15 protein-coding genes and 1 rRNA gene are annotated in these 23,573 nt (G+C 62.8%); 4 read left to right on the forward strand and 12 right to left on the reverse strand.

Translation table 11 applies throughout. The annotated features are described in order from the left end of the window. Positions 1-168 precede the first annotated feature (168 nt). Positions 169-432 carry a T9SS type A sorting domain-containing protein gene (locus MON38_RS14110; protein ID WP_338423776.1) on the forward strand — a complete coding sequence of 88 codons (264 nt, stop codon included), beginning with the start codon at positions 169-171 and terminating at the stop codon, positions 430-432. Between the two features lie 249 nt (positions 433-681). Here the strand turns inward: MON38_RS14110 and MON38_RS14115 are convergent, their stop codons facing one another. From MON38_RS14115 to MON38_RS14140, 6 genes are all read right to left on the reverse strand, one after another. Then, a complete protein-coding gene (locus MON38_RS14115; RefSeq protein WP_241936812.1) occupies positions 682-3,084 on the reverse strand; it encodes an MG2 domain-containing protein in 2,403 nt (800 codons plus the stop codon). A gap of 39 nt (positions 3,085-3,123) precedes the next feature. Further along, positions 3,124-4,254, reverse strand: a complete 1,131-nt coding sequence (locus MON38_RS14120; RefSeq protein WP_241936813.1) for a DUF4249 domain-containing protein — start codon at positions 4,252-4,254, stop codon at positions 3,124-3,126. Positions 4,255-4,328: 74 nt separating this feature from the next. Next, positions 4,329-5,486 carry a DUF4249 domain-containing protein gene (locus MON38_RS14125; protein WP_241936814.1) on the reverse strand — a complete coding sequence of 386 codons (1,158 nt, stop codon included), beginning with the start codon at positions 5,484-5,486 and terminating at the stop codon, positions 4,329-4,331. A gap of 40 nt (positions 5,487-5,526) precedes the next feature. Beyond that, on the reverse strand, positions 5,527-6,681 hold the full coding sequence (locus MON38_RS14130; protein ID WP_241936815.1) for a DUF4249 domain-containing protein: 1,155 nt from the start codon (positions 6,679-6,681) through the stop codon (positions 5,527-5,529). Beyond that, a complete protein-coding gene (locus tag MON38_RS14135; protein ID WP_241936816.1) occupies positions 6,682-9,453 on the reverse strand; it encodes a TonB-dependent receptor in 2,772 nt (923 codons plus the stop codon). It abuts the gene before it with no gap. Between the two features lie 53 nt (positions 9,454-9,506). Then, positions 9,507-10,268: a hypothetical protein gene (locus MON38_RS14140; protein ID WP_241936817.1), complete on the reverse strand. Its 762-nt coding sequence runs from the start codon at positions 10,266-10,268 to the stop codon at positions 9,507-9,509. 293 nt (positions 10,269-10,561) lie between these two features. On the opposite strand from MON38_RS14140, the gene MON38_RS14145 reads away from it, so the two are divergent. Then, positions 10,562-11,179, forward strand: a complete 618-nt coding sequence (locus tag MON38_RS14145) for a 3'-5' exonuclease (protein ID WP_241936818.1) — start codon at positions 10,562-10,564, stop codon at positions 11,177-11,179. Positions 11,180-11,194: 15 nt separating this feature from the next. Here MON38_RS14145 and MON38_RS14150 read toward each other — a convergent pair whose 3' ends face one another. The 5 genes from MON38_RS14150 to MON38_RS14170 form a co-directional block, all read right to left on the reverse strand. Continuing rightward, positions 11,195-13,627 carry a hypothetical protein gene (locus MON38_RS14150; RefSeq protein ID WP_241936819.1) on the reverse strand — a complete coding sequence of 811 codons (2,433 nt, stop codon included), beginning with the start codon at positions 13,625-13,627 and terminating at the stop codon, positions 11,195-11,197. 7 nt (positions 13,628-13,634) lie between these two features. Beyond that, on the reverse strand, positions 13,635-14,792 hold the full coding sequence (locus MON38_RS14155; RefSeq protein ID WP_241936820.1) for a DUF4249 domain-containing protein: 1,158 nt from the start codon (positions 14,790-14,792) through the stop codon (positions 13,635-13,637). Further along, positions 14,793-17,570, reverse strand: a complete 2,778-nt coding sequence (locus MON38_RS14160; protein ID WP_241936821.1) for a TonB-dependent receptor — start codon at positions 17,568-17,570, stop codon at positions 14,793-14,795. A gap of 38 nt (positions 17,571-17,608) precedes the next feature. Continuing rightward, on the reverse strand, positions 17,609-18,256 hold the full coding sequence (locus tag MON38_RS14165; protein WP_241936822.1) for a hypothetical protein: 648 nt from the start codon (positions 18,254-18,256) through the stop codon (positions 17,609-17,611). A gap of 234 nt (positions 18,257-18,490) precedes the next feature. Beyond that, entirely contained in the window at positions 18,491-19,270 is a 780-nt protein-coding gene (locus tag MON38_RS14170) for an alpha/beta fold hydrolase (protein ID WP_241936823.1), read from the reverse strand. Positions 19,271-19,536: 266 nt separating this feature from the next. Between MON38_RS14170 and MON38_RS14175 the strand changes: the two genes are divergently transcribed. Further along, a complete protein-coding gene (locus MON38_RS14175) occupies positions 19,537-22,362 on the forward strand; it encodes a bifunctional transaldolase/phosoglucose isomerase (RefSeq protein WP_241936824.1) in 2,826 nt (941 codons plus the stop codon). A 72-nt stretch (positions 22,363-22,434) separates the two neighbouring features. On the opposite strand, the gene MON38_RS14180 is transcribed toward MON38_RS14175, so the two are convergent. Continuing rightward, complete coding sequence (locus MON38_RS14180) at positions 22,435-22,776, reverse strand: hypothetical protein (protein WP_241936825.1); 342 nt, start codon at positions 22,774-22,776, stop codon at positions 22,435-22,437. Positions 22,777-23,183: 407 nt separating this feature from the next. Between MON38_RS14180 and MON38_RS14185 the strand changes: the two genes are divergently transcribed. After that, positions 23,184-23,573: ribosomal RNA gene (locus tag MON38_RS14185) — 16S ribosomal RNA — on the forward strand; the annotation flags it as partial.

The raw sequence follows: 23,573 nt of genomic DNA on the forward strand, positions 1-23,573 counted from the left end.
CAATATCATGAAACACTTTTACTTCCGGTTGTTAAGCTGTTCAATTGCGTTGCTGAGCGTGCTCACCGCACCGAGGGAGGGTTCAGCCCAGTCCTTGCGGATAAATAATCCAAATCCCAAAACTGCTGGCAAATTTCCATCTACGGTGACTGCAGCGGCGGCGGCCCCATCGAGCCCGAGCCCTGCGTAGAGTGCCGCCAGGCCAGCACCACTGCCTATCCCAACCCCGCCGCCACCGACCTCACGGTGCCCGTGCCGGCCGGCGCGCATGGCCAGGTGCGCCTGCGCGATGCCCAGGGCCGCACCCTGCGCCACGCCCCCGCCACCAGTGCCCGCGTGGTGCTCGACGTGCGCGCCCTGCCCAACGGCTTCTACTACCTGGAAGTGCCCACGCCTGCTGGGGCCCCCAGCCGCCAGCAGGTGCAGCACTAGCAGCCGCTGGCGGCTCGGTTGCTGGCTTAGAAAGTCGAAAACGTTGTCATCCTGAGCGTAGCGAAGGACCTTCTCACGTCCTGATAAAGTTGCTCAGCCGTGAGAAGGTTCTTCGCTGCACTCAGAATGACAAACACACAAGAAATACCGAGTTTCTAAACAGTTTCATAGATAGCAAAATAGCAAAAAGGCCCGGTGCTACGCAGCACCGGGCATTTTTTTCGTTATGGGTGGCCAGGAACGGTCAGCTTACAAGGCGGGCTTCACATCGAAGGTAAACTGCTGGCTGCCGGCTTTTCCGTCGGCGGCCAGGCCCTGAAGCACCACGAGGTAGCGCCCGGCCTGGTCGCCGGTGTAGAAGCGCAGGGTTTGGGGCGTGGCCCCGGCCAGGCCGATGTTGGGATTCCAGTAGAGCAGGTTGCGCAGGTCGGGCAGGCGGCTTTGGCGGGCTTCGGGCGTGTCGTAGCGCGGAGCGAAGAACTCGCGCTGCGCCTGCGTGCCCTCGTACTGCTGCACCAGCGCGTGCGGGTCGAGCTGAAAGCCTTCGAGGTCGCCCTTGTAGGTCGTGAAGCTCACCAGCCCGTCGTAGATGGCCGCGCCGTGCACGTAGCGGCTGTCCATCACCTCCAGCTTCTGCACCTTCAGCGGGTTCAGGGCCATTATTTTGTTCATGTTGAACACCGGCACCCCGTCGAGCAGCACCATGGGGTTGTTGCCCAGCAGGGCCTTGTTGATGAGGTCGTCCACCATCAGGTGGTAGCCGTCCTTGCGAATGCGCACCACCACGCCGGGCACGTACTCGCGCAGCACTTCCTCCATCACCTTAAAGCGCGTGTAGCGGTCCAGGTAATACGTTTCGGTGGCTTTGCCGAAAAACGACGTGGTATCGCCCGTTTCCGGTGCCAGGGCCGGCCGGCGGCGGTCGAGGTACACGCGCTGCGTCTGGGCCTGCAGGTGGCGCCGGGCATACTCCGGCGCGAAGCGCGGCAGCAGCCCGTAGCCCGGCAGCGCCGAGGCCGCGTAGCTGGTCGAAAACGGTTCGAGCAGGGTAATCTGGCTGGTGCTGTCCTGGCGCGGGTCGGTTTGCACCACCAGCTCGCGCGGCCCGGGCAGCGGCCCCAGCTCGAAGCGCACGCGGCCGTCGGCATTGCTGAGCGAGTTGCTCAGGCGCAGCGTCCGGCTCGGCGAGGCGAGGTAGGCCATCGTCCAGGGCGCGGGGGCGTTGGTGCCGGCCCGCGTGATGCGGCCCGTGATGATGGGGCCGTTGGGCTCGGGCACGTGCCCGAACCGGGCGGCCGTGCCCGCCAGCACGTCTTCCCAGCGCCAGCGGCTCCAGCCCTGGGTCAGCATCAGGTTATCGGCGGCGGTGCGGGCGGCCTCGGTGGCCGCAAAGTAGGTGCCGGGGGCTTCGATGTAGCCCTTCAGGTCGGCCACCAGCCACAGGTATTCCTCGATGGCGGCCGGCGGCGTGGTAGCCAGCGAATCGAGCTGGTACACGGCCATCGACACGCTGCTGCGCCCCATCTGGCCGGGAGCGGCTACCTGCACGCTCACCGGGGCGCGGGCGGCGTAGCTGGGCTGGTCGGCGCTGGCCGCCAGGGCCAGGTGCCGGGTGGGTGCCCGGAAATACAGCCGCTCGCACACCGGCTGCCGGCCGGCCGTGAACAGGGTGAGGTGCGAAATGCCCTCCAGCAGCTGGCTTTTGTCGAACGCGTACGTGGCCTGGCCGTTGGCCAGCGCCAGGCGGGCCGTGAGGGCCACTTTCTGGCGCGAGTGGCCCAGCAGGTACAGCGTTTCGGGCTGCTGGCCGGTGGCATTCACCGTGAGGGTGAGCTGGGTGGGGCTGGTGTCGTCGAGGCGCAGCACGTAGCCCTGCCCGAAGGCGCGGGGCAGCGCCCGGCGCACCGGGCGGGCAGGCGAGCCGCTTGGCTTCAGCACGGCCGTGTAGGGCTGCTGGCTGTCGAGAGGCGTGAGGAAAAAGCTGCCCATGCCCAGCTGCTGCGTGGCAAACGTGGCCACCACGGCCCCCTTGTTGTCGAGCACCTGGCCGGTGGCCGCCACGCCGTGCCCGGCCGGGTCGGTTACCTTAAAGGCCACGCGGCTGCGCAGGCCCTGCACCAGGTTGCCGCCCTCCGGAAAAAACTGCGCGTCATAGGCCACCGAGTCGGCCTTGGGCGCGCCCGAGGCCTGCCGGGTGTTCACCACCGTCACGGCGGTATTGAAGTAGTATTCGGGGCTGAAATTCTGCATCCAGCTGGTGTAGGCGCGCACGCGGTAGCTGCCCGCCGGCAGCGAGGTTGGCAGCGTGAAGTAGCCGTGGCCGGTGGCGTTTTTCAGGGCCACTTTGCCTTGCAGCACGGGCTGGTTTTTGGCATCCAGCACCTCCACGTAGGCCACGCTGCTCAGGGCCAGCGGCCGGGCGTGGGCGCCCTCTGCCGCGTACACCTTAAACCACATGGTTTCGCCGCTCAGGTACAGCGGCCGGTCGAGGTGCAGGTAGAGCTTCTCGTGCGGGTCGCGCTGCGCGTACTGCTGCAGGCGACGCGTAATGCTGCCCAGCGAGTCGGCCTGGCCCGCGGCCGGCCCGGCGGCCAGCAGCCCCAGCAGCGCCGCGGCCAGAAAGTTGCGGCCGGTTTTTGCCCGATTAATCATGTGCCAAAAAAGGAAGTGAAGGAGCGAGAAAGAGGCTGGTTAGGGCCAGAACGACGGTTTCACGGTGGTGCCGTGCAGGCGGCAGTCCACGCAGGGGCGGCCGATGCCCAGCACCCCGCCGACCGTGGCGGATATGGGGATGTAGTCGGGCGAGCCAAAAGCCGATGCGATGCTCAGCCCGCGCACGGTGTCGGGCACGCACTTGCCGTACTCGCCGGCGATGTTCCAGTCGAAGGGCAGCTGGCTGCGCTCGACAAAGAGGCGGCGCTGCTCGACGGAGTGCACGCCCACGAAGCCCAGGGCCAGGGCGGCGGGGTCGGTGAGGCAGCGCACGTTGCCGGTGAGCTGCACGGGCTGGGGGTCGAACAAGGTGCCGATGTTCTCGGTGTTTTTCTTGAGCAATTCCCAGTAGTGAAACTCGTCCTCCGACTGCGCCGCTTGCGTCACCAGAATGCTGTACCGGTCATGCAGGCGGTCGCTGGTGGTGGGCAGAGCGCGCACCACGTAGTCCGGAATAGCATCCCGCGTCAGGCGCGTGGTGTTCACCAGCTTGATGTTGGTGGACTTTTCAGTGGCCCAGCAAATGCGTGGAAACCGCGTGGTGATGGGAAAAAGCCCTTCGCGCGGGGCGGCGGGCGGCACCCGCCACTCCAGGCTCGGAATAAGAATGGGGATGGACTCCCAGGTTTCCTCGTACTGCCAGCGGTAGAAGTGGGTGGCGTTGGCGTCGTCGTGGGTGGCGAGGAAGATTTTGAGCCCGTCGGGTTCGGCGCGCCAGCCGAAGCGGTCGAAGGGCGGGGTGGTGACCACGGGCTGGTAGTCGGTGGCGAACTCCTGGCCGGCGGCGGTGGTCAGGTGCAGGCGGTACTTTTTGGCCGGGTTCAGGGTGCGGGCGGCGGAGGTGTAGGTGCCGGCCGGGCTTTCGGTGAGCTGCACGCTGGGGCCGCCGAGTTCTTCGACGTAAACGCGGGCCTTGGTTTCGGCCGGCGGGGCGGCGGGGGCGGCCAGGTTCGAGGCGCGCGAGAGCAGCAGGGTGGTGGCGCCCTTGCTGTTGATGAAGCCGTCGACGACCAGCAGCCGCGGCGGGTTCTGGATGGCCGAGGGCAAATACGGGTCCGTGCACCCACCCAGCATCACGCCCAGCAAGCCAATGCCTAGCAACAGTAGCAATGAAGCGACAGTTGATTTCGCCTTAGTAATCATTAGGAAGGAATAATCGAAAAAGAAAGGAAGCTGGAGAAGCCCTAGGGCCAGAACGGCGGTTTCACCGCGCTGCCGTGCAGGCGGCAGTCTACACATTCGCGGCTGGTAGCCAAGGTGCCGCCAGGTACATAACGGATAGGGCTATTGTAGGCGGAGCCAAAAACTTGGGGGTAAAGCTTAGGTATGATAGTATCTGTTGGGCATTTATCGTATTCGCTGCTGATGTTCCAGTCGAAGGGCAGCTGGCTGCGCTCGACGAGGAGGCGGCGCTGCTCGACGGAGTGCACGCCCACAAAGCCCAGAGCCAGGGCGGCGGGGTCGGAGAGGCAACGCACGTTGCCGGTGAGCTGCACGGGCTGGGGGTCGAAGAGGGTGCCGATGTTCTCGGTGTTTTTCTTGAGCAGCTCCCAGTAGTGAAACTCGTCCTCCGACTGCGCCGCCTGGGTGACGAGGATGCTGTAGCGGTGGCGCAGGCGGTAGCTGGTGGTGGGCAGGGCGCGCACCACGTAGTCGGCCACCACGTCCTGACTCAAGCGTGACGTATTGAATAGCCGGATGTCGGACGACTTCTCGTTGCCCCAGCAAATGAGTGGGTAGCGGTTGCGAATGGGAATCAAGCGGCCCTCCACAGGACCAGAAAAAAGCACTTCCCATTCCAGCGTCGGGACGATGATGGGAATAGACTCCCAGGTTTCCTCGTACTGCCAGCGGTAGAAGTGGGTGGCGTTGGCGTCGTCGTGGGCGGCGAGGAAGATTTTCAGCCCGTCGGGCTCGGCGCGCCAGCCGAAGCGGTCGAAGGGCGGGGTGGTGACCACGGGCTGGTAGTCGGTGGCGAACTCCTGGCCGGCGGCGGTGGTCAGGTGCAGGCGGTACTTTTTGGCCGGGTTCAGGGTGCGGGCGGCGGAGGTGTAGGTGCCGGCCGGGCTTTCGGTGAGCTGCACGCTGGGGCCGCCGAGTTCTTCGACGTAAACGCGGGCCTTGGTTTCGGCCGGCGGGGCGGCGGGGGCGGCCAGGTTCGAGGCGCGCGAGAGCAGCAGGGTGGTGGCGCCCTTGCTGTTGATGAAGCCGTCGACGACCAGCAGCCGCGGCGGGTTTTGGATGGCCGACGGCAAATACGGGTCCGTGCAACTGCTCAACCCCAGCCCAAGCAGGCCCACTGCCAACAGCAGTGACTCAGCTGATTTTAGCTTATGTATCATTGGAAGGACCAGTCAGACAAGAAATAAGAAGCCGGGTGGCCTAGGGCCAAAACGGCGGTTTCACCACGCTGCCATGCAGGCGGCAGTCCACGCACTCGCGGCTGGTGGCCAGCACGCCATCGGGCGCATAGATGATGGGAATGTTATCGGGCGAGCCGAAGACCTGCGGAATAAGGATTGTTTTAACTACATCCGTCGGGCATTTATCGTATTCGCTGCTGATGTTCCAGTCGAAGGGCAGCTGGCTGCGCTCGACGAAGAGGCGGCGCTGCTCGACGGAGTGCACGCCCACGAAGCCCAGGGCCAGGGCCGCGGGGTCGGAGAGGCAGCGCACGTTGCCGGTGAGCTGCACGGGCTGGGGGTCGAACAAGGTGCCGATGTTCTCGGTGTTCTTTTTCAGCAATTCCCAGTAGTGAAACTCGTCCTCCGACTGCGCCGCTTGCGTGACGAGGATGCTGTAACGGTGGCGCAGGCGGTAGCTGGTGGTGGGCAGGGCGCGCACCACGTAGTCGGCCACCACGTCCTGGGCCAGGCGCGTGGTGTTCACCAGCTTGATGTCCGAGGACTTTTCGTTGCCCCAGCAGATGAGCGGAAACCGGTTGCGGATGGGAATGAGCCGGCCCTCCGACGGGCCGTAGAGCACTTCCCATTCCAGCGTCGGGACGATGATGGGGATGGACTCCCAGGTTTCCTCGTACTGCCAGCGGTAGAAGTGGGTGGCGTTGGCAGCGTCGTGGGCGGCGAGGAAGATTTTCAGCCCGTCGGGCTCGGCGCGCCAGCCGAAGCGGTCGAAGGGCGGGGTGGTGACCACGGGCTGGTAGTCGGTGGCGAACTCCTGGCCGGCGGCGGTGGTCAGGTGCAGGCGGTACTTTTTGGCCGGGTTCAGGGTGCGGGCGGCGGAGGTGTAGGTGCCGGCCGGGCTTTCGGTGAGCTGCACGCTGGGGCCGCCGAGTTCTTCGACGTAAACGCGGGCCTTGGTTTCGGCCGGCGGGGCGGCGGGGGCGGCCAGGTTCGAGGCGCGCGAGAGCAGCAGGGTGGTGGCGCCCTTGCTGTTGATGAAGCCGTCGACGACGAGCAGCCGCGGCGGGTTCTGGATGGCCGACGGCAAATACGGGTCCGTGCAGCCGGCCAGCGCCACGCCCAGCAAGCCAATGCCCAGCCCGGTCAGCCGCGAGAAAAAGGCGGAGGTCTTCATCTAGAATTTGAAATTATAGGTGACCGTGGGGATGGGGTTGCCGAAAATCGACAACTGGTAGCCCCGGATTTGCCCGTTCGTCGACTTAAAGTAGATGGAGTACGGGTTGCGGCGGCCCGTTAGGTTGTACACGCCCACCGTCCAGGAGCTGTGGCCCAGCTTCTTCACCTTGTGGCCGCCCTCGATGTTCAGGGCCAGGTCGACGCGGTAGTAGTCGGGCACGCGGTACTGGTTGCGGTCGGAGTAGTACACGCGGTAGGCGTTGTTCACGTAGTACTTGGCCAGCGGCAGGGTGATGGGCCGGCCGGTGCTGTAGTTGAAGTTGAGCGAGGTGCTGAAGCGGCGGCTCAGGCGGTAGTTGCCCACCAGCGTCACGTCGTGGGGCTTGTCGAAGTTGCTGGGGTAGTAGTTGCCGCCGTTTATCATGTCGGCGGTAGTAGCGGCATTCACCTGCACCAGCGAGCGCGAATAGGTGTAGCTCACCCAGCCGTTCAGCTTGCCCGTGAGCTTTTTCACAAACACTTCCACGCCGTAGGCTTTGCCCTGGGCGTTGATGATGTCGGTTTCGATGTGGTGGTTGAGCACCAGCGTGGCCCCACTCTTGTAGTCCACAAAGTCTTTCAGTGTCTTATAATAGGTTTCTACCGACGCTTCGATGGTGTTGTTCTTGAAGTTGCGGTAGTAGCCAATCGAGTATTGGTCGCCCACCTGCGGCCGGATGTTGTTGTCGCTTAGCTTCCAGATGTCGGTAGGCGACACCGAGGCCGTGTTGGTGAGCTGGTGGATGTACTGGCGGGTGCGGGTGTAGCTGGCTTTCACCGACGAGTTATCCGAGAGCGAATAGCGGGTCGACAGCCGGTATTCCGGGCCGTGGTAGCGGGCCACGGTCTGGTTGTTGCCGTAGCGCACCGTGTCGATGATGGACGACTCGGAGCGCGACTCGCCCGGCGCGTACTGGTACACGTCGCGCGGCCCCAGCGCCTGGAAAAACGAATAGCGCAAACCCACCGACACCGAAAAGCGCGGCGTAATGTCGAACCGGTCCGACGCATACAGGGCGCTTTCCAGGGCCTTTTCCTTGTTCAGCACGTCGGGCCGCACCAGCGAGGCCTCGCCCTGCGGCAGCAGGCTGCCGGGCATGATGTCGTAGAGCGTCGAGCTGGCCCCAAAGTCGAGGGTATGCCGCGAATTGGGGAAGAAATTAAAATCGAGCTTCGCGCCCGTCTGGTTGATGCCGTAGCGCAGCTGCGAGGCCGTCGTCTCGTCCTGGCGGCTGGTCACGTCGTAGTCGTAGTGGCTGTAAGTGCCCGTGAGCACGCCAAACAGCTTGTTGCTGAACGTGTGCCGCCATTTCAGGCTGGCCGTCTGGTTCACGTAATGGTAGGTGGTGTCGCTGGCCAGCCGGAACTTGTCGGTGCTGTAGTAAGCCGTGGCATAAAGCGTGTTTTTGTCGTTGAACTCGTGGCTGATGTGGGCCGTAAGGTCGTAGAACGAGGCCGCGCTCTGCGAGAAGCTGCGGTTGGGCAGCTGCTTCAGCAGCCAGTCGGAGTAGCTGGCCCGTCCGCTGATGATGAACGAGCTTTTATCCTTGAAAATGGGCCCCTCCAGCATCAGGCGGCTGGTGAGCGGGCCAATACCGCCCGAGCCGCCCAGCTTCTTCTTGTTGCCTTCGCGGGTCGTAATGTCGAGCACCGACGACAAGCGCCCGCCGTACTTGGCCGGAATGGCGCTTTTGTACAGCTCCACGCCCTGCAGAATGTCGGGGTTGAAGGCCGAGAAAAACCCGAACAAATGCGACGGGTTGTAAATGGGCGCGTCGTTGAACAGAATCAGGTTTTGGTCGGTGGCCCCGCCGCGCACGTTCAGACCGGTGCTGCCCTCGCCCACGGTTTTCACGCCGGGCAAGGTCATCACCACCCGCAGAATGTCGGTTTCGCCGAAGGCCGTGGGCACTTGGCGCATGGTCTTGATGTCGATTTTCTCCACGCCCATCTGCAGGCTCGACACGTTCTTGTCCTTCTCGGCCTCTACGACCACCTCTTTCAGGGTCACGATGTCTTCTTCCGTTTCAATCTCCAGCTTGCCGTCGCCGCGCAGTATCACCTGGCGGCGGGTGTTTTTGATGCCCACGCCGCGAATTTTCAGGTTGCGGCGGCCCACGGGCAGCGTCAGCGAGTAGGCCCCAAACTGGTCGGTGCTGGCGCCCACGTTCAGCGCCTCATCGTAAATAGACGCCCCGATTACGGGCTCGCCGGTTTTCACATCGCGCAGGTGGCCGGCCAGCGTGGCCCGCCCGCTGGTGCTGCCCGTGCCAATGGTGTACACCTTGTACTCGGCCGCGCTGATGAGGTGCGAGCGGCCGGCCGCCACCGCCACGGGCTCATCATCGGGCAAGTCGGCCAGGGCCGAAGTACCCTGGGGCTGGAAAAAATCTTCGGGCAGCGCCGGGTTGATGGCCGTGCCCGACGACACAAACACCCGCCGTTGGGCATCGACGCCGAAGCGGTAGTTGCTGCCCAGCAGCGCCTGGTACAGCACGGCCTGCACGGGCTGGTTCTGCACCCGCACGGTTATGCGCAGGCTGTCCACCGAGCGCGGGTCGAAGTAGAACCGGTAGTTGGTCTGGGCTTCGAGCTGGCGGGCAAACTCCTCGAAGGGCACCCGCACAAAGTCGCCGGTTACCAGCGGCTCGGGGGCCTGCTGGGCGTGGCTGCGGAAAGCGGGCAGCCCCAGCAACAGCACTAGTAAAAGCAGAGAATAAGCTTGCTTCATATAGAAGAGAAAGGACGAACAAGAGTAAGATACCCAACGCGCAACCATCCGCCTTAGCGCTGCGGCAGGTGGCAATAGTAGCGGGCCAGCCGCACCAGCGAAGCATCCAGCTGCTCTTTCCCGAAAGACAACGCCTGCTCCCGGATAAACTGCTGCACTTCGCGGCTGTGGTCGGCAAACACGCGCACCGCCGTGGCCTTGCTGGTAACCGGGTAGTACACCCCGGCTTTGCGGATGAAATACCGGTCGGTTACCACAAACTCCACGTCGGTCACCCGGTCCTTTAGTTGTTCGTGCAGGCGCTTCGAGCGTTTGGCCACCACCTGCACGCAGCTATCCACCATCACTTCGTAGTAGCCGGTGCGTACATCGGGCCCGGTGCTGCTATCGGCCACCACGCGCACAAAGTGGTGGGAGCCAATGTCGAAGGCGCGCACGTGCTCGTCCACGAGGCGCAGGGTGAGGGGGCTGTCGGCTACGGGCACTACCACTTGGTCGCGCACCACGTCGTAGGCCAGCTGAATGTTGGGGAAGTAATGCCCGTTGTAGTCCACGCTGCCGGGCTGCCGGTCGGGCGCCAGAAAAAACTGGTGGCCGATGCGGGCGTTGTAGCGCCGGGAATAGTCGGCGTATTCAGGCCCGTTGTAGAGTTGCGGCTGGTCGGTAAACGAAGCCGTGTACTGCTGTTGGGCCGAAACCACGGCCACCGCCACCAGCATGCTATCGGCCGCCGGGGACGTAGTTTGGCTGCGGGCCGGCTGGCCCAGCGCGAAAATGCCCGCCGCAACGGCGAGCACGGTGCAGAATGTTTTCATGGGGAAGGGCGGAACGTTGGCCCGCCGCCGGTAAGAGGCGGGCGGACCCTCGGTATGGGTCAGGAAAGGAGGCTGTTGCAGCCGATGGAAGGCCAGCCCACGCGAAAACGCGCCCGGGCAAGAGCAACAGCAGAGCGAAACCGAGCTAAACCGGCCGGGGTAGCGGCGGCCATAACCAGCGTGCCGAAGATAAGGCCCGAATCCGTAAATCAACGCCCTGGCGCCTTGCCCGCCTGCCGCTCGCATTTCACTGCGGGGTATCGGTTGCCCGGCCCTTGCCGTACACAGGCCCCATGCGCTACGTTTCCCTCGACCTCGAAACCTCCGGTTCGAACCCGGCCCGTCACCAAATCCTGGAGTTGGCCGCCGTGGTCGAAGACAGCCGCCGCCCTGTGCCGCTGGCCGAATTGCCCGCCTTCCGCCGCGTGGTGCGCCATCCCGAGTACGTGGGCACGGCCGGGGCCATTGCCCTCAATGCCCGCCTGTTTGTGGAACTGGCTCAAAAAGAGCCCAACCCCGAGCTGTGCCAGCCCGCCGAGCTGCTGCCCCAGCTGCGCGAGTTCCTGCTGGCTCAGGGCTTCAAAACCGACAAGCACGACTGCGTGAGCGTGACCATGGCCGGCAAAAACATCGCCGTGTTCGACCTGGGTTTCCTGAAAGAGCTGCCCGGCTACGGCACCCTGGTGCGCGCCGAGCCCGCCATGCTCGACCCGGCCGCCTTCTACCTCAACTGGCACAAAGACTCGCGCCTGCCCAGCATGAGCATCTGCAAAGCCCGCGCTGGCCTGGAACGCGAAGTAGCCCACGAAGCCCTCGCCGATGCCCTCGACGTGGTGCGCCTGCTGCGCCCGTTCTACGAGCTGCCGGTGTACAAGCAGGTGGGCGAAGTGCCCGCCCCCCGCGAATCCTGAAGCCGTTCCGGCTGTTTACAAGGCCGGCTTCACCTCCAGTACGAAGCGGCGGCTGCCCGCCTGGCCATTGGCCCCCAGGCCCTGCAGCACCACGAGGTAGCGCCCGGCCTGGTCGCCGGTATAGAAGGACAGCGGCTTTGAAGCAGTGGCGGAAGTAGTGATGTCGGGGTTCCAGTACAGCAGGTTGCGCAGGTCGGGCAGGCGGCTCTGGGCGGCCTCGGGCGTATCGTAGCGCGGGGCGTAAAACTCGCGCTGCACTTGCAGCCCCTCGTACTGCTGCACCAGCACCTGCGGGTCGAGCTGGAAGCCTTCGAGGTCGCCCTTGTAAGTGCTGAAGCTCACCACGCCGTCGTAAATGGCCGCACCGTGGAAGTAGCGGCTGTCCACCACCTCCAGCTTGCGGATTTTGAGCGGGTCCATCTTCATGATGCGGTTGAGGTTGAACACCGGCACGCCGTCGAGCAGCACCATGGGGTTTTCGGTGAGGACGGTTTTGTTTACTTCGTCCACCACCATGAAGTGAAAACCGTCTTTGCGAATACGTACGACCACGCCCGGCACGTATTCGCGCAGCACCTCTTCCATCACCTTGAAGCGGGTGTAGCGGTCCAAGTAATAGGTTTCGCTGGGAGGGCCGAAAAACGACAGCGTATCCGTTGGGGGCAGCAGGTAGCGGTGGCGGTTTGGGCCGGCATAGGCCTGCTGCAATTGCGCCTGCAGGTGCCGCTTGGCGTAGTCTTGCTGGAAACGGGGCACCAGGGCAAAAGCAGGCTGCAAAGCCGTCGCGTAGTGCGTCGAATACGGGCTGATGAGGGCCAGCCGACTCGTGCTGTCCTGCCGCGGGTCGGTTAGCATCACCAGCTCGCGTGGGCCCAGTATCTTGGGCATCTCGAACTGCACCAGGCCGTTGGCGTCGCTGCGCGTGTTGCTCAGAGTCGTTGTCGGGCCGGGCGCGGTGAGGTACGTCACGATGCCCGGCTTGGGCTGGCCGGAGCCGGCCTGCGTAAGCCGGGCGCGCACCACCAGCCCGTTGGGCTCGGGCAAGAAAGGTAGGGCAGGAGCTGTCGGGCTCAGCACCTCGGCCCACCGAAACCGGCTCCAGCCCTGCGTCAGCATCAGGTTATCCGCAGCCGCAGCGGCTTCCGCGCCGGTGGCCGTGAAGTAGTAGCCCGGGTTCTCCACCGTGCCCTTCAGGTCGGCCGTGAGCGCCAGGTACTGGTCGATGGTGCTGGCGGGGCTGGCATTCAGCGAGTCGAGGCGGTACACGGCCATCGAGAGGCTGGCCGGCTGGCTGGTGGCGCCTAGCTGCACGGTCACCTTCTCGCGGGTTGTGTACTGGGGCTTGTCGGCCCGGGCTTCGAGGGCCAGCGGCTGCCGGGGGGGGGTAAAGTACAGCCGCTCGGCTACGGGCTTGCGGGCCGCGTTGAAGACGGTGAGATGCGCTACTCCATCGGGCAGCAGCGCTTTTCGAATGGTGAACACCGCTTGCCCATTCGCGAGCGTGGCCTGGCCTACGGCCGCCGCCTGCCGCCGCCCGTGCGTGAGGAGCGACAGGATTTCGGGCTGGCCGGCGGGGCTGCTCACCGTCAGGGTCAGCTGCTCGGGGCTGCTGTCTTCGAGGCGCACCACGTAGCCCCATTCATCGGCAGCAGGCAGCTTGCGCATGAGAGGGGGCAGCCCCGCTGGCTGCACTACCGCCGTGTAGGTGTCGCGGGCCGAAGCAGGCGTCAGCTCAAAAGAGCCCATGCCCTGCTGCAGCGTGCGGAAGGTGGCGACCACCTCGCCCCGCTGGTTGCGCACCTGGCCGGTGGCCGCCCGGCCGCGGCCGCCCCTGTCCGTCACCTTAAAGCCCACCTTGCTGCGCAGGCCCTGCACCAGCCGCCCACCTTCCGGAAAAAACTGCGCATCCACGGCCGCCGAGTCTTTGGCCGGGGCGGCGCTCAGGGCCGTCGTGGTGTTCACCACCGTCACGGTGCTGTGAAAGTAGGTTTCGGGTGCGAAATTCTGCATCCAGCGGGTGTAGGCCCGCACGGTGTAGCGGCCCGAGGGGAGCGAGGCGGGCAACAGAAACGAACCTCGGCCGGCTGCTTCTTTCAACGCCACCTTGCCTTGCAACACGGGCTGGTTCCGCACATTCAGCACCTCCACGTAGGCCACGCTGCTCAGGGCCAGCGGCAGGCCGGTAGCGCCGTCCGAGGCGTAAGCCTTAAACCACATGGTTTCGCCGCTGAGATAAAGCGGGCGGTCGATGTGCAGAAAAAGCTTTTCGGGTACGGCCGTCTGCTGGTAACGGGTGAGCTCGCTCGCCACGTCGGCGGGAGCCTGCGCTCGCACCAGGGCGGGCCGCCCTGCCAACAGGCACAGGGCCAGCAACACCCCTTGGCGCAGGCCCGGAACTACAATGTGGGCCTTACCGGCCACCCAACGCGCATGTAACAAGTGCATCATCGCAGGTTTAGGGCCAGAAACTGGGTTTCAGGGCTGAGCCGCGCTTGCGGCAGTCCACACAAACCGGTGTGGAAATGGCATAGCCAAAAATATAGCCGGTTTTGGTATAGAACGGGTAAATGGGCACGTAGAGCCGCCCGCCCGCCAACAGGCCATCCAGCTGCCCTACCAAGGCCGTATCCGGGGGCTCGCACGACTCGTAGCCGGTGATGGTGACCCAGGTGCGAGGCAGCTGGGCGTGGTTGATAAAAATGCGCTTTTCGGCCCGCGAGTGCACTCCTACGAATCCCAATACCAGCTCCGAGGCATCGCCCACGTTGTGCAGGTTGCCCTTAACCTGCGAAGGCAGCGGGTCGAACAAGGTGCCGAGGCTTTCGGTGTTGCGGCGCTGCAAATCCCAGTAAGCATACTCCTCGCTGGTCAGGGCATACTGCTGCACCAGCACGCTGTACTTGCGCTGCAGGCGCGCCGACGACGACGGCAGGTACCGCACCGGAAACTTCGATACTACGTCCTGCGTCAGCGCCGTCGTTTTACCAATGGTGATGGCAGTCGAGGTGCCAAAAGCCCAGCAATAGTCCGGGTAAGGAACGGCAATCGGCCGGATGGCTCCGTTCACGTACTCCACTATCGGGCGGTAAGGGGTGTTAAACTCCCAGGCCTCGTCGCACTCCCAGCGGTAATAGCGCGTGGCATTGGTCGGGTCGTGGCTGTCTACCAGAATATTGAGCCCATCCGGATTGGTTTCCCAGGTCACCGCATCAATAGCCGGCGTGGTCTTCACCGGTGCAAAGTCCGACGTGTAGGCCTTGCCCGCAAACGTATTGATGCGCAGGTGGTAGCGCTTGGCCGGGTTCAGCGTCAGGTTGGCCGAAGTGTAGGTGCCCAACGGGTTTTCGGTGAGCGGGTAGCGGGTGCCGGCTTCTTCTTCAATGAACAGCGTGGCTTTGGTTTCGACCGGCGGCACCTTGGTGGCCGCAATGGCCGTGGTGCGCGACAGCTTAATGGAGCTGATGCCCTGGCTGTTGATAAAGCCATCCACCACCAGGTAGCTGTTTGGCGAGCTGATAACATCCGGAATGTAGCGCTCGGTGCAGGCCGGCAGCAGCAGCAGCGCCAGGCCACACACCCACGCCAGCCGATAGCAGAAAGTAGATAAGCTCATTTAGAATTTGAAATTATAGGTGACCGAAGGAATGGGCTGGCCAAAAATGGACAGCTTATAGCCATTAATCTGACCATTTTCCGACTTGAAATAGATGGAATACGGGTTGCGACGGCCCGTCAGGTTGTACACGCCCACCGTCCAGGAACTATGGGCAAGCTTCTTCACCCGGTGGTTGCCTTCGATGTTCAGGCCAATGTCCACGCGCAGGTAATCGGGCACGCGGTAGGCGTTGCGGTCGGAGTAGAGCACGCGCAGCGAGTTGGCCTCGTAGTACTTGGCCAGCGGCAGGGTGATGGGCCGGCCGGTGCTGTAGTTGAAGTTGAGCGAGGTGCTGAAGCGGCGGCTCAGGCGGTAGTTGCCCACCAGGGTCACGTCGTGGGGCTTGTCGAAGTTGCTGGGGTAGTAGTTGCCCCCGTTTATCATGTCGGCCGTGGTCCCCTCGTTCACCTGCACCAGCGAGCGCGAGTAGGTGTAGCTTACCCAGCCGTTCAGTTTGCCCGTTAGCTTGCGCACCATTACCTCTACGCCGTAGGCTTTGCCGTGGGCATTCACAATGTCGGTTTCGATGTGGCGGTTGAGCACCAGCGTGGCCCCGCTCTTGTAGTCCACAAAGTCTTTCAGTGTCTTGTAGTACGTCTCCACCGAAGTCTCGATGGTGTTGTTTTTGAAGTTGCGGTAGTAGCCAATCGAGTACTGGTCGCCCACCTGCGGCCGAACATTCGCGTCGCTCAGCTTCCAGATATCGGCCGGCGATACCGAAGCGGTGTTCGAAAGCTGGTGGATGTACTGGCGGGTGCGGTTGTAGCTCAGCTTCACCGACGAGTTGTCGGTGAGCGAGTAGCGCGCCGACAGCCGGTATTCCGGCCCCTGGTAATGCGCCAGCACGCTGCCGGAAGTGTACTTCACGGTATCGGTGAGGGTGCTCAGCGAGCGGGCGCTGCCAGCCTCGTACCGGTACACATCGCGCGGGCCCAGGGCTTGGTAAAAAGAAAAGCGCAGTCCTAGCGACACCGACAGCCGCGCCGTCAGGTCGATGCGGTCCGCCGCGTAAATGGCGCTTTCCAGGCCGCGCTCGCGGGGCAGCACATCGGGGCGTATCAGCGAGGCATCGCCCTGCGGCAGCAGGCTGCCAGGTGCGATATCGTAGAGCTGCGAGCTGACTCCGAAGTCGACCGTATGCCGCGGGTTGGGAAAGAACGTGAAATCGGCCCGCAGGCTGGGCTGGTTGATGGCATAAGCCAGCTGCGAGGCGTTCACCGGATTTTTGGAACTCGTGATGGCGTAGTCGTAATGGCTGTACGCGCCCGTGAACACTCCGAAAAGCTTGTTGCTGAACGTGTGCCGCCACTTCAGGCTGGCCGTTTGGTTGAGGTAGCGGTACGAGGTATCGCTGGCCAGCCGAAACTTGTCGGTGCTCAGGTACCCAGTCGCGTACACCGAGTTCTTCTCGTTGATTTCATGGCTCACGTACGCCGTCACGTCGTAGAACGACGCCGAGCTTTGCCGTAGCGCGGGGCTCGACAAGCGGCGCAGCAACCAGTCGGAGTAGCTGGTGCGGCCACTGATGATGAACGCGCTTTTGTCCTTCACCAGCGGGCCTTCCAGCGTGAGGCGGCTGGTGAGTGGCCCGATGCCGCCCGAGCCGGCGAATTTCTTTTTGTTGCCCTCGCGGGTCGTGATGTCGAGCACCGACGACAAGCGCCCGCCATACTTGGCCGGAATGGCACTCTTATACAACTCCACGCCCTGCAGAATGTCGGGGTTGAACGCCGAGAAGAACCCGAACAAGTGCGACGGATTATACACCGTCGCGTCGTTGAACAGAATCAGGTTCTGGTCGGTGGCCCCGCCGCGCACGTTCAGGCCGGTGCTGCCCTCGCCCACCGATTTCACGCCGGGCAAGGTCATCACCACCCGCAGAATGTCGGTTTCGCCGAAGGCCGTGGGCACTTGGCGCATGGTCTTGATGTCGATTTTCTCCACGCCCATCTGCAGGCTCGACACATTCTTGTCCTTCTCGGCCTCAATCACCACTTCCTTCAGCGGAATGATGTCTTCCTCCACCTCGATTTCCAGCTTGCCATCGGCCCGCAGCACCACCTGCCGCCGCGTGTTTTTGATGCCCACGCCGCGGATTTTCAGGGTGTGCCGGCCCAGCGCCAGCGTGAGCGAGTAGGCCCCAAACTGGTCGGTGCTGGTGCCCTCGTTAGTCGTTTCTTCATAAATAGATGCCCCAATCACCGGCTCGCCCGATTTCTGGTCGCGGATGTGGCCGGCCAGGGTGGCGCGGCCATTGGTGCCAGTGCCACCGGCGGCCCCAAACTCGTGCACCTGGTACTCGGCCCCGCTCACGTAGCGCGCGCGGCCCAGCGGCGTGGCCAGCGAGTCGGCCCGGGCCAGGTCGGGCGGGCCGCTGGCAATGTCAGGTTGGAAGAAATTGCCGGGCAGACTGGGCACCAGGGCCGCTTTGCCGGTCACAAATACCCGGTTTTCCTCGTCGATATCAAAGCGAAAGGGGGTATTTTGCAGCGCCTGCTGCAGCACGGTGCTCAGCGGCTGGCGCTGTACCTGCAGCGTCACCCGCAGGCTGTCCACGGCCTTGGGGTCGAAGTAAAACCGAACGCCCGTCTGGGTTTCCACCTGGCGGGCAAACTGCTCAAATGGTAGTTGCGAAAAAGACCCGCTCACCATCTTTTCCGGCTGTTGCTGGGCCCGGCTCACACCGGGCAGTAGCCAACCGAAAAAGAGGATGAGCAGCGCGTAGCGGTGCATCATCGAGGGCAAATAAAAATAACGTTGGAAAGGAAATTAGCTTATTGCGGGGGTAGGCCGTTGTAGTAGCTCGCCAGCTCTACTGTGCTGGCCTCCAGGTGCTTTTTGCTGAATTTAAGCTTGTGTGTCTGCACGTACTTCTGCAGGTCTTTGGTACGGTCAGCCAGCAGCCGCAGCAGGGCGTTTTTGTTATTGATGGGGTAGTAGCGGCCGGCTTTCCGCACGAATAACCTATCGGTCGGGATGAGTTCCACGTCGATAAAATCCTGCCCTTTTTTCTCCTGCAACCGCTTTGCGCGCCGGGCTAGCACCTGCGCGCTGCCTTCGGCCAATACTTCGTAAAAACCCGTTCGAATAACGCTGCCCGAGGCACTATCGGCCACCAGGCGCACGAATCGGTGGTCGCCCACCGTGAAGGAGCGCACGTTCTCATTCACCAGCCGAAACCGGTACGGACTGCCCGGAAACTGCAGCACTACCTGGTCAAGCACCACATCATACGCCAGCTGCTGATTGCCAAACGCGTGGTTGTTGTAGTAAACGCTGCCCGCCTGAGGGTCGGGCAGCAAAAAATACGGGAAGCCTTCGCGGTGGTGGTACCGCAGGGTTTTATCAACGTATTCCGGCCCGCTGATGAGCTCGGCAGGATTGGCGAACGACTCGTTGTACCGTTGCTGCAGCACGGCCACAGTCGTAGCTGGTAAGGCTTGGCTCGCCGCCCCTAGGGGCGTTGCCAGGATAGCCACTCCCAGAACCATCAATTTTCCGAGCGTTTTCATGAGCGCAACCCCAACCACAATTGATGGCGGAGCTGCAATCTACTGCATCGGTGGCATAACTGCATTCATCCTTCGGCAACCCGACTTCATTAGCCAATTCCGCTTGGCGCTGGGCTACCCATGCCTTTATATCTATTGCATCTACTAGAGCTGACCATACCGCCCAAACACCGCCGCTGCCAGCGCCAGCACCGCCCGGCGCGTGGGCTCGGGCTGCTCCAGGTAAGCCAAATGCCCGCTGCCTTCCAGAAACAGCGCCGACCCCACCGGCGGCAGGGCCGCCTGCCGCACCGCCTCCTCAAAATGCACGGCCACATCGTGCTTGCCCGCCACCAGTAGCACCGGAAACGGCGCTTTGGCCAGCACTGCGGTGCGGTCGGGACGGGCAGCCATGCCGCGCAGCGCGCCCACAATGGTGGTTTCGGGCGTGGCCTTGCCGATTTCCTCCAGCAGCCCGCGCGCCTCGGTGAGACGGTCGCGGTTGACGGGCGCAAACAGCGGCCGCACGAACGATTCCATGAACTTGCCCACGCCGTGCTTCTGCACGAAGGCGATGTTCTTTTCGCGGTTCTGGCGCTTCTCGTCGGTATCGGCCAGGGCCGAGGAGTTGACGAAGGCCAGTCCGGCTACCCGCTGGGGCCAGCGCTCGGCCAGCGCCAGCGCCACATAGCCGCCCATGCTGTGGCACACCAGCAGCACCGGCTCGGGACAACCCTTCTGATTCAGATACTCAATGACGTAACGGGCCTGGGCTTCCATCGAGAAATCGGGCACGGGCGCGAGGTTGGTGCCGTGGCCGGGCAGGTTGGGCGCCAGCAGCCGGTAGCCGTCGGGAAAAGCGCGGGTGAAGTCGGTCCAAACCTCGCGGCTTTCGGCAAAACCGTGCAGGAAAACGATGGTGGGCGGCGTAGCGGTGGGCGTCATGCGGGCAAAAGTAGCATAAGCATAATGCAGCGAATAGGTATTGTCATCTGAAGTATAGCGTCTGTCATCCTGAGCACAGCGAAGGACCTTATCACGTTTGGAGTAGCAGTTACTGCAAGTTGTTCATCGGTGATAAGGTCCTTCGCTGCGCTCAGGATGACAGGAAGTGCGCTTCCTTTTCCCACTTTTCGCGTACACCCGTTTCCAACAACGCCCGCCGTACCTGACCTTTGGGGCCTTGAACTACTGAACCCATTACACCTGATATGAACCCTCTCGTTGACATCCGCCAGTTCGACCAAAGCCTGTGGCTGGACTTTATCAGCCGCCCCATCATCATCGACGGCAAGCTCCAGCACCGCATTAGCAACGAAGCCCTGCGCGGCGTAACCTCGAACCCGGCCATTTTCGCCAAGTCCATCGGCGATACCGCCGACTACGATTCGGCCATCAAAGCGCTGGCTCTGCAAGGCAAAACCACCGACGAAATCTATACCAACCTGGCCGTGTCGGACGTGCAGGCCGCGACCGACCTGTTCCGCCCCCTCTACGATGGCCCCGACCACGGCTCCGACGGCTACGTGAGCCTCGAAGTATCGCCCGAGCTGGTGAACGACACCGAAGGCACCATCGCCGAGGCACTGGCCCTGTGGAAAGCCGTGGACCGTCCCAACGTGATGATAAAAGTGCCGGCCACGCTGGAGGGCCTGCCCGCCATCCGCCGCCTCATCTCGGAAGGCGTGAACGTGAACGTGACCCTGATTTTCGGCCTGGAGCGCTACCGTCTGGTGACCGAAGCCTTCATCGCCGGCCTCGAGGACCGCGCCGCCAAGGGCGAGCCGCTGGCCCGCATCGACTCGGTAGCCAGCTTCTTCCTCAGCCGCATCGACGTGCTGATTGACCCGCAGCTGGAAAAAATCGCGGCCGAAGGCGGCGATAAAGCCAAGCTTGCCGAAAGCCTCGTGGGCGAAGTGGCCATTGCCAGCGCCAAGCAGGCGTACCAAATTTACAAGGAGATTTTCTCGGGCCCGCGCTGGGAGGCACTGGCCGCCAAAGGTGCCGAAACCCAGCGCCTGCTTTGGGCCAGCACCGGCAACAAAAACCCCAAATACGACAACCTGCGCTACGTCGACGGCCTCATCGGCCCGCACACCGTGAACACCGTACCAGTGGAAACGCTGGACCTGTTCGGCAAAAGCGGCAAGGTGGCCGCCACCATCGAAACCAACCTGGAGCACTCGAAAGACGTGCTGGCCCGCCTGCCCGAGCTGGGCATCAACCTGGAGGAGTTGACCCAACACCTCGAAGAAGACGGCGCGCAGAAATTCAAAGAGCCCTTCGCCAAGCTCATGCAGTCCATCGAGAAGAAGCGCGCCCTGGCCGTGGAAGATAAAGTGGACGAAGCCAAAATGGAGCTGGGCCAGTACCAGGCCGCCGTGGATGCGCAGCTGGCCAAGTTCAAGGCCGACAATTTCGTGCACGGCTTCTGGGACAAGAAGGCGGACTTGTGGACCAGCGACGAGGCTGGCCAGCACAGCATCCGCAGCTATATGGGCTGGTTGCGCGTGGCCGAAACGATGGTGGGCGCCGTGCCCGAAATCGAGCAATTCGTGCACGAGGTGCAGGCCGCCGGCTTCAAGCACGTCGTGGTGATGGGCATGGGCGGCAGCACGATGGCCCCCATCGTGTTTAAATCCTCCTTCCCAAAAGGCGAAAACGGCCTGCCGATGTCAGTGCTCGACACCACCGACCCTGGTGCCGTGCGGGCCATCGAAGCGGAGCTGCCGCTGGCCGAGACGTTGTTCATCGTGGCCAGCAAATCCGGCACCACGGCCGAGCCGCTAGCCTTCGGCGACTATTTCTACGCCAAAGTCAAAGAAATCAAGGGCGACAAGGCCGGCGAAAACTTCGTGGCCATCACCGACCCGGGCTCCAAGTTCGTGACCGATGCCACGGAGGCCAAGTACCGCCGCATCTTCCTCAACTTCCCCGAGGTGGGCGGCCGCTTCTCGGCCCTCACCTACTTCGGCCTGGTGCCGGCGGCCCTCTACGGCCTGCCCATCGGCGAGATTCTGGAGCGCGCCATTCTGATGATGCGCGCCTGCGGCGCTTATGGCCCGACCGATAAAAACCCCGGCCTCGAATTCGGCACCGCCCTGGGCGTGCTGGCCTCGCAGGGCCGCGACAAGCTCACCATCGTGGTGCCCGATTCCCTGCACGACCTCGGCCTGTGGCTGGAGCAGCTCATCGCCGAAAGCACCGGCAAAGAAGGCAAGGGCATCCTGCCCGTGGCCGGCGAGCCGCTGGGCGACCCCAGCATCTACGGCCAGGACCGCGTGTTTGTATACGTAGGCTACAAGGACCAGGCCGACGAGTCCAACACCGGCAAGCTGCAGGCCTTGGCCGCTGCCGGCCACCCCGTCATCACCCTGCTGATGAAGGACGCCTTCGACCTCGGCCAGGAGTTCTACCGCTGGGAAGTGGCCACGGCCGTGGCCAGCGCCGTGTTCCGGATTAACCCCTTCGACCAGCCCAACGTGCAGGCCGCCAAAACGGCCACCGATAAGCTGATGAAGGCCGTGGAAACCGAAGGCAAGCTGCCCGAAACCGAAGCCCCCGCCGCCAGCGAAAACGGCGTGGACTACTACACCGCCGCCCACGGCGACGGCGCGGCCAGCGTGCTCAAAGCCTTCTTCGCCCAAGCCCAGCCCGGCGATTTCGTCTGCCTGCAAGCCTACCTCACCGAAACGCCCGCCGTGAGCGCCAGCCTGCTGGCCCTGCGCCAGCGCGTGATGCAGGAGCTGCACCTGGCCACCACCTCGGGCTACGGTCCGCGCTTCCTGCACAGCACCGGCCAGTACCACAAGGGCGGCCCCAACACGGGCCTGTTTATTCAGTTCACCGACGACAACCCGCAGGACCTGGCCCTGCCCGGCCGCTCCTACACCTTCGGCACCTTCAAGAATGCCCAGGCCCTCGGCGACCTGCAAGCCCTGCTCGACAACGGCCGCCGCACCCTCCGCGTGAACCTCGGCAAGGATGCGGAGGCTGGTTTGAAAACCCTGCTCGCCGCCCTGCCGCCGCTGAAGTAGCACACGAGCATATTTACAAGAATCCCCAACTCCGCGATTTCGTCGTGGCGTTGGGGATTCTTATTTAATACACTAATACAACGGATTTGTTGCTGCCATAAACAGCTGCTGCTGCCCAGCCTCACCGAATTCTTCGCCCCCGAGCCAATCCGCCAGAATTTTCAAAAAAATACACTGCGGTATAAGTCTCTGATTCCAAATGGCCCGCCCCATCAAAACCGCCCGTGCTACGGCTGCCTCCAGCAAAAGTTGCTTGCCACCCCTTGTCACGCCAGAAATTCCTCCTAATTTTGCACTCCCAATCGCCAACCGGGCCTCGGGTTCTGCTAAAGCAACTGCTCCGGTAGGAAAATTGAAATGGTCAGGAACTTCACGCTGACAATACATGTATTGCCCGCCGTGCCGCTTCGCCAAAGCCTTCGAAAATTAAATTTCGACAGCCCTTGCGAAAGCCGAAAAAAGCGCCTTACCTTTGCACCCCGCTTCGACAGGAGGCGGCCACGGATTGAAAAGCGAAACGACGAAAAAATAAAAACTTTCACATTTCGCTTGTTCGTTCAAAACTTCTTCTTACCTTTGCACTCCCAATCGCAAGAAAGGTATTTGAAAAGAAGAAACAACGGCTGCTAACGGCCACACTATCACTTCAATTGGAAGCGGTACACGTTCTTTGAATGTTTGGAAAAGACAAATAGTAAGGGCTTCTTGCAGCGATGTAAGGAGCAGCAATTACAAGCGTAACACGAATACATAGAACTCGTCAAGACGAGTCGGATTCGCACTCGACATCAGCCACGGTTCGCCGTGGTGTAGAATATTTTACAATGGAGAGTTTGATCTTGGCTCAGGATGAACGCTAGCGGCAGGCCTAATACATGCAAGTCGAACGGTCAGTAGCAATACTGATAGTGGCGCACGGGTGCGTAACGCGTAACCAACCTACCCGAATCTGGGGGATAGCCCGCCGAAAGGCGGATTAATACCGCATAAAACTGCAGTGTGGCATCACATAACAGTTAAAGATTTATTGGATTCGGATGGGGTTGCGTGCCATTAGCTAGTTGGGGGGGTAACGGCCCACCAAGGCGACGATGGCTAGGGGAGCTGAGAGGCTGGTCCCCCACACGGGCACTGAGATACGGGCCCGACTCCTACGGGAGGCAGCAGTAGGGAATATTGGGCAATGGGCGAGAGCCTGACCCAGCCATGCC

The sequence above is a fragment of the Hymenobacter cyanobacteriorum genome, assembly GCF_022631375.1.
Lineage (GTDB): Bacteria > Bacteroidota > Bacteroidia > Cytophagales > Hymenobacteraceae > Hymenobacter > Hymenobacter cyanobacteriorum.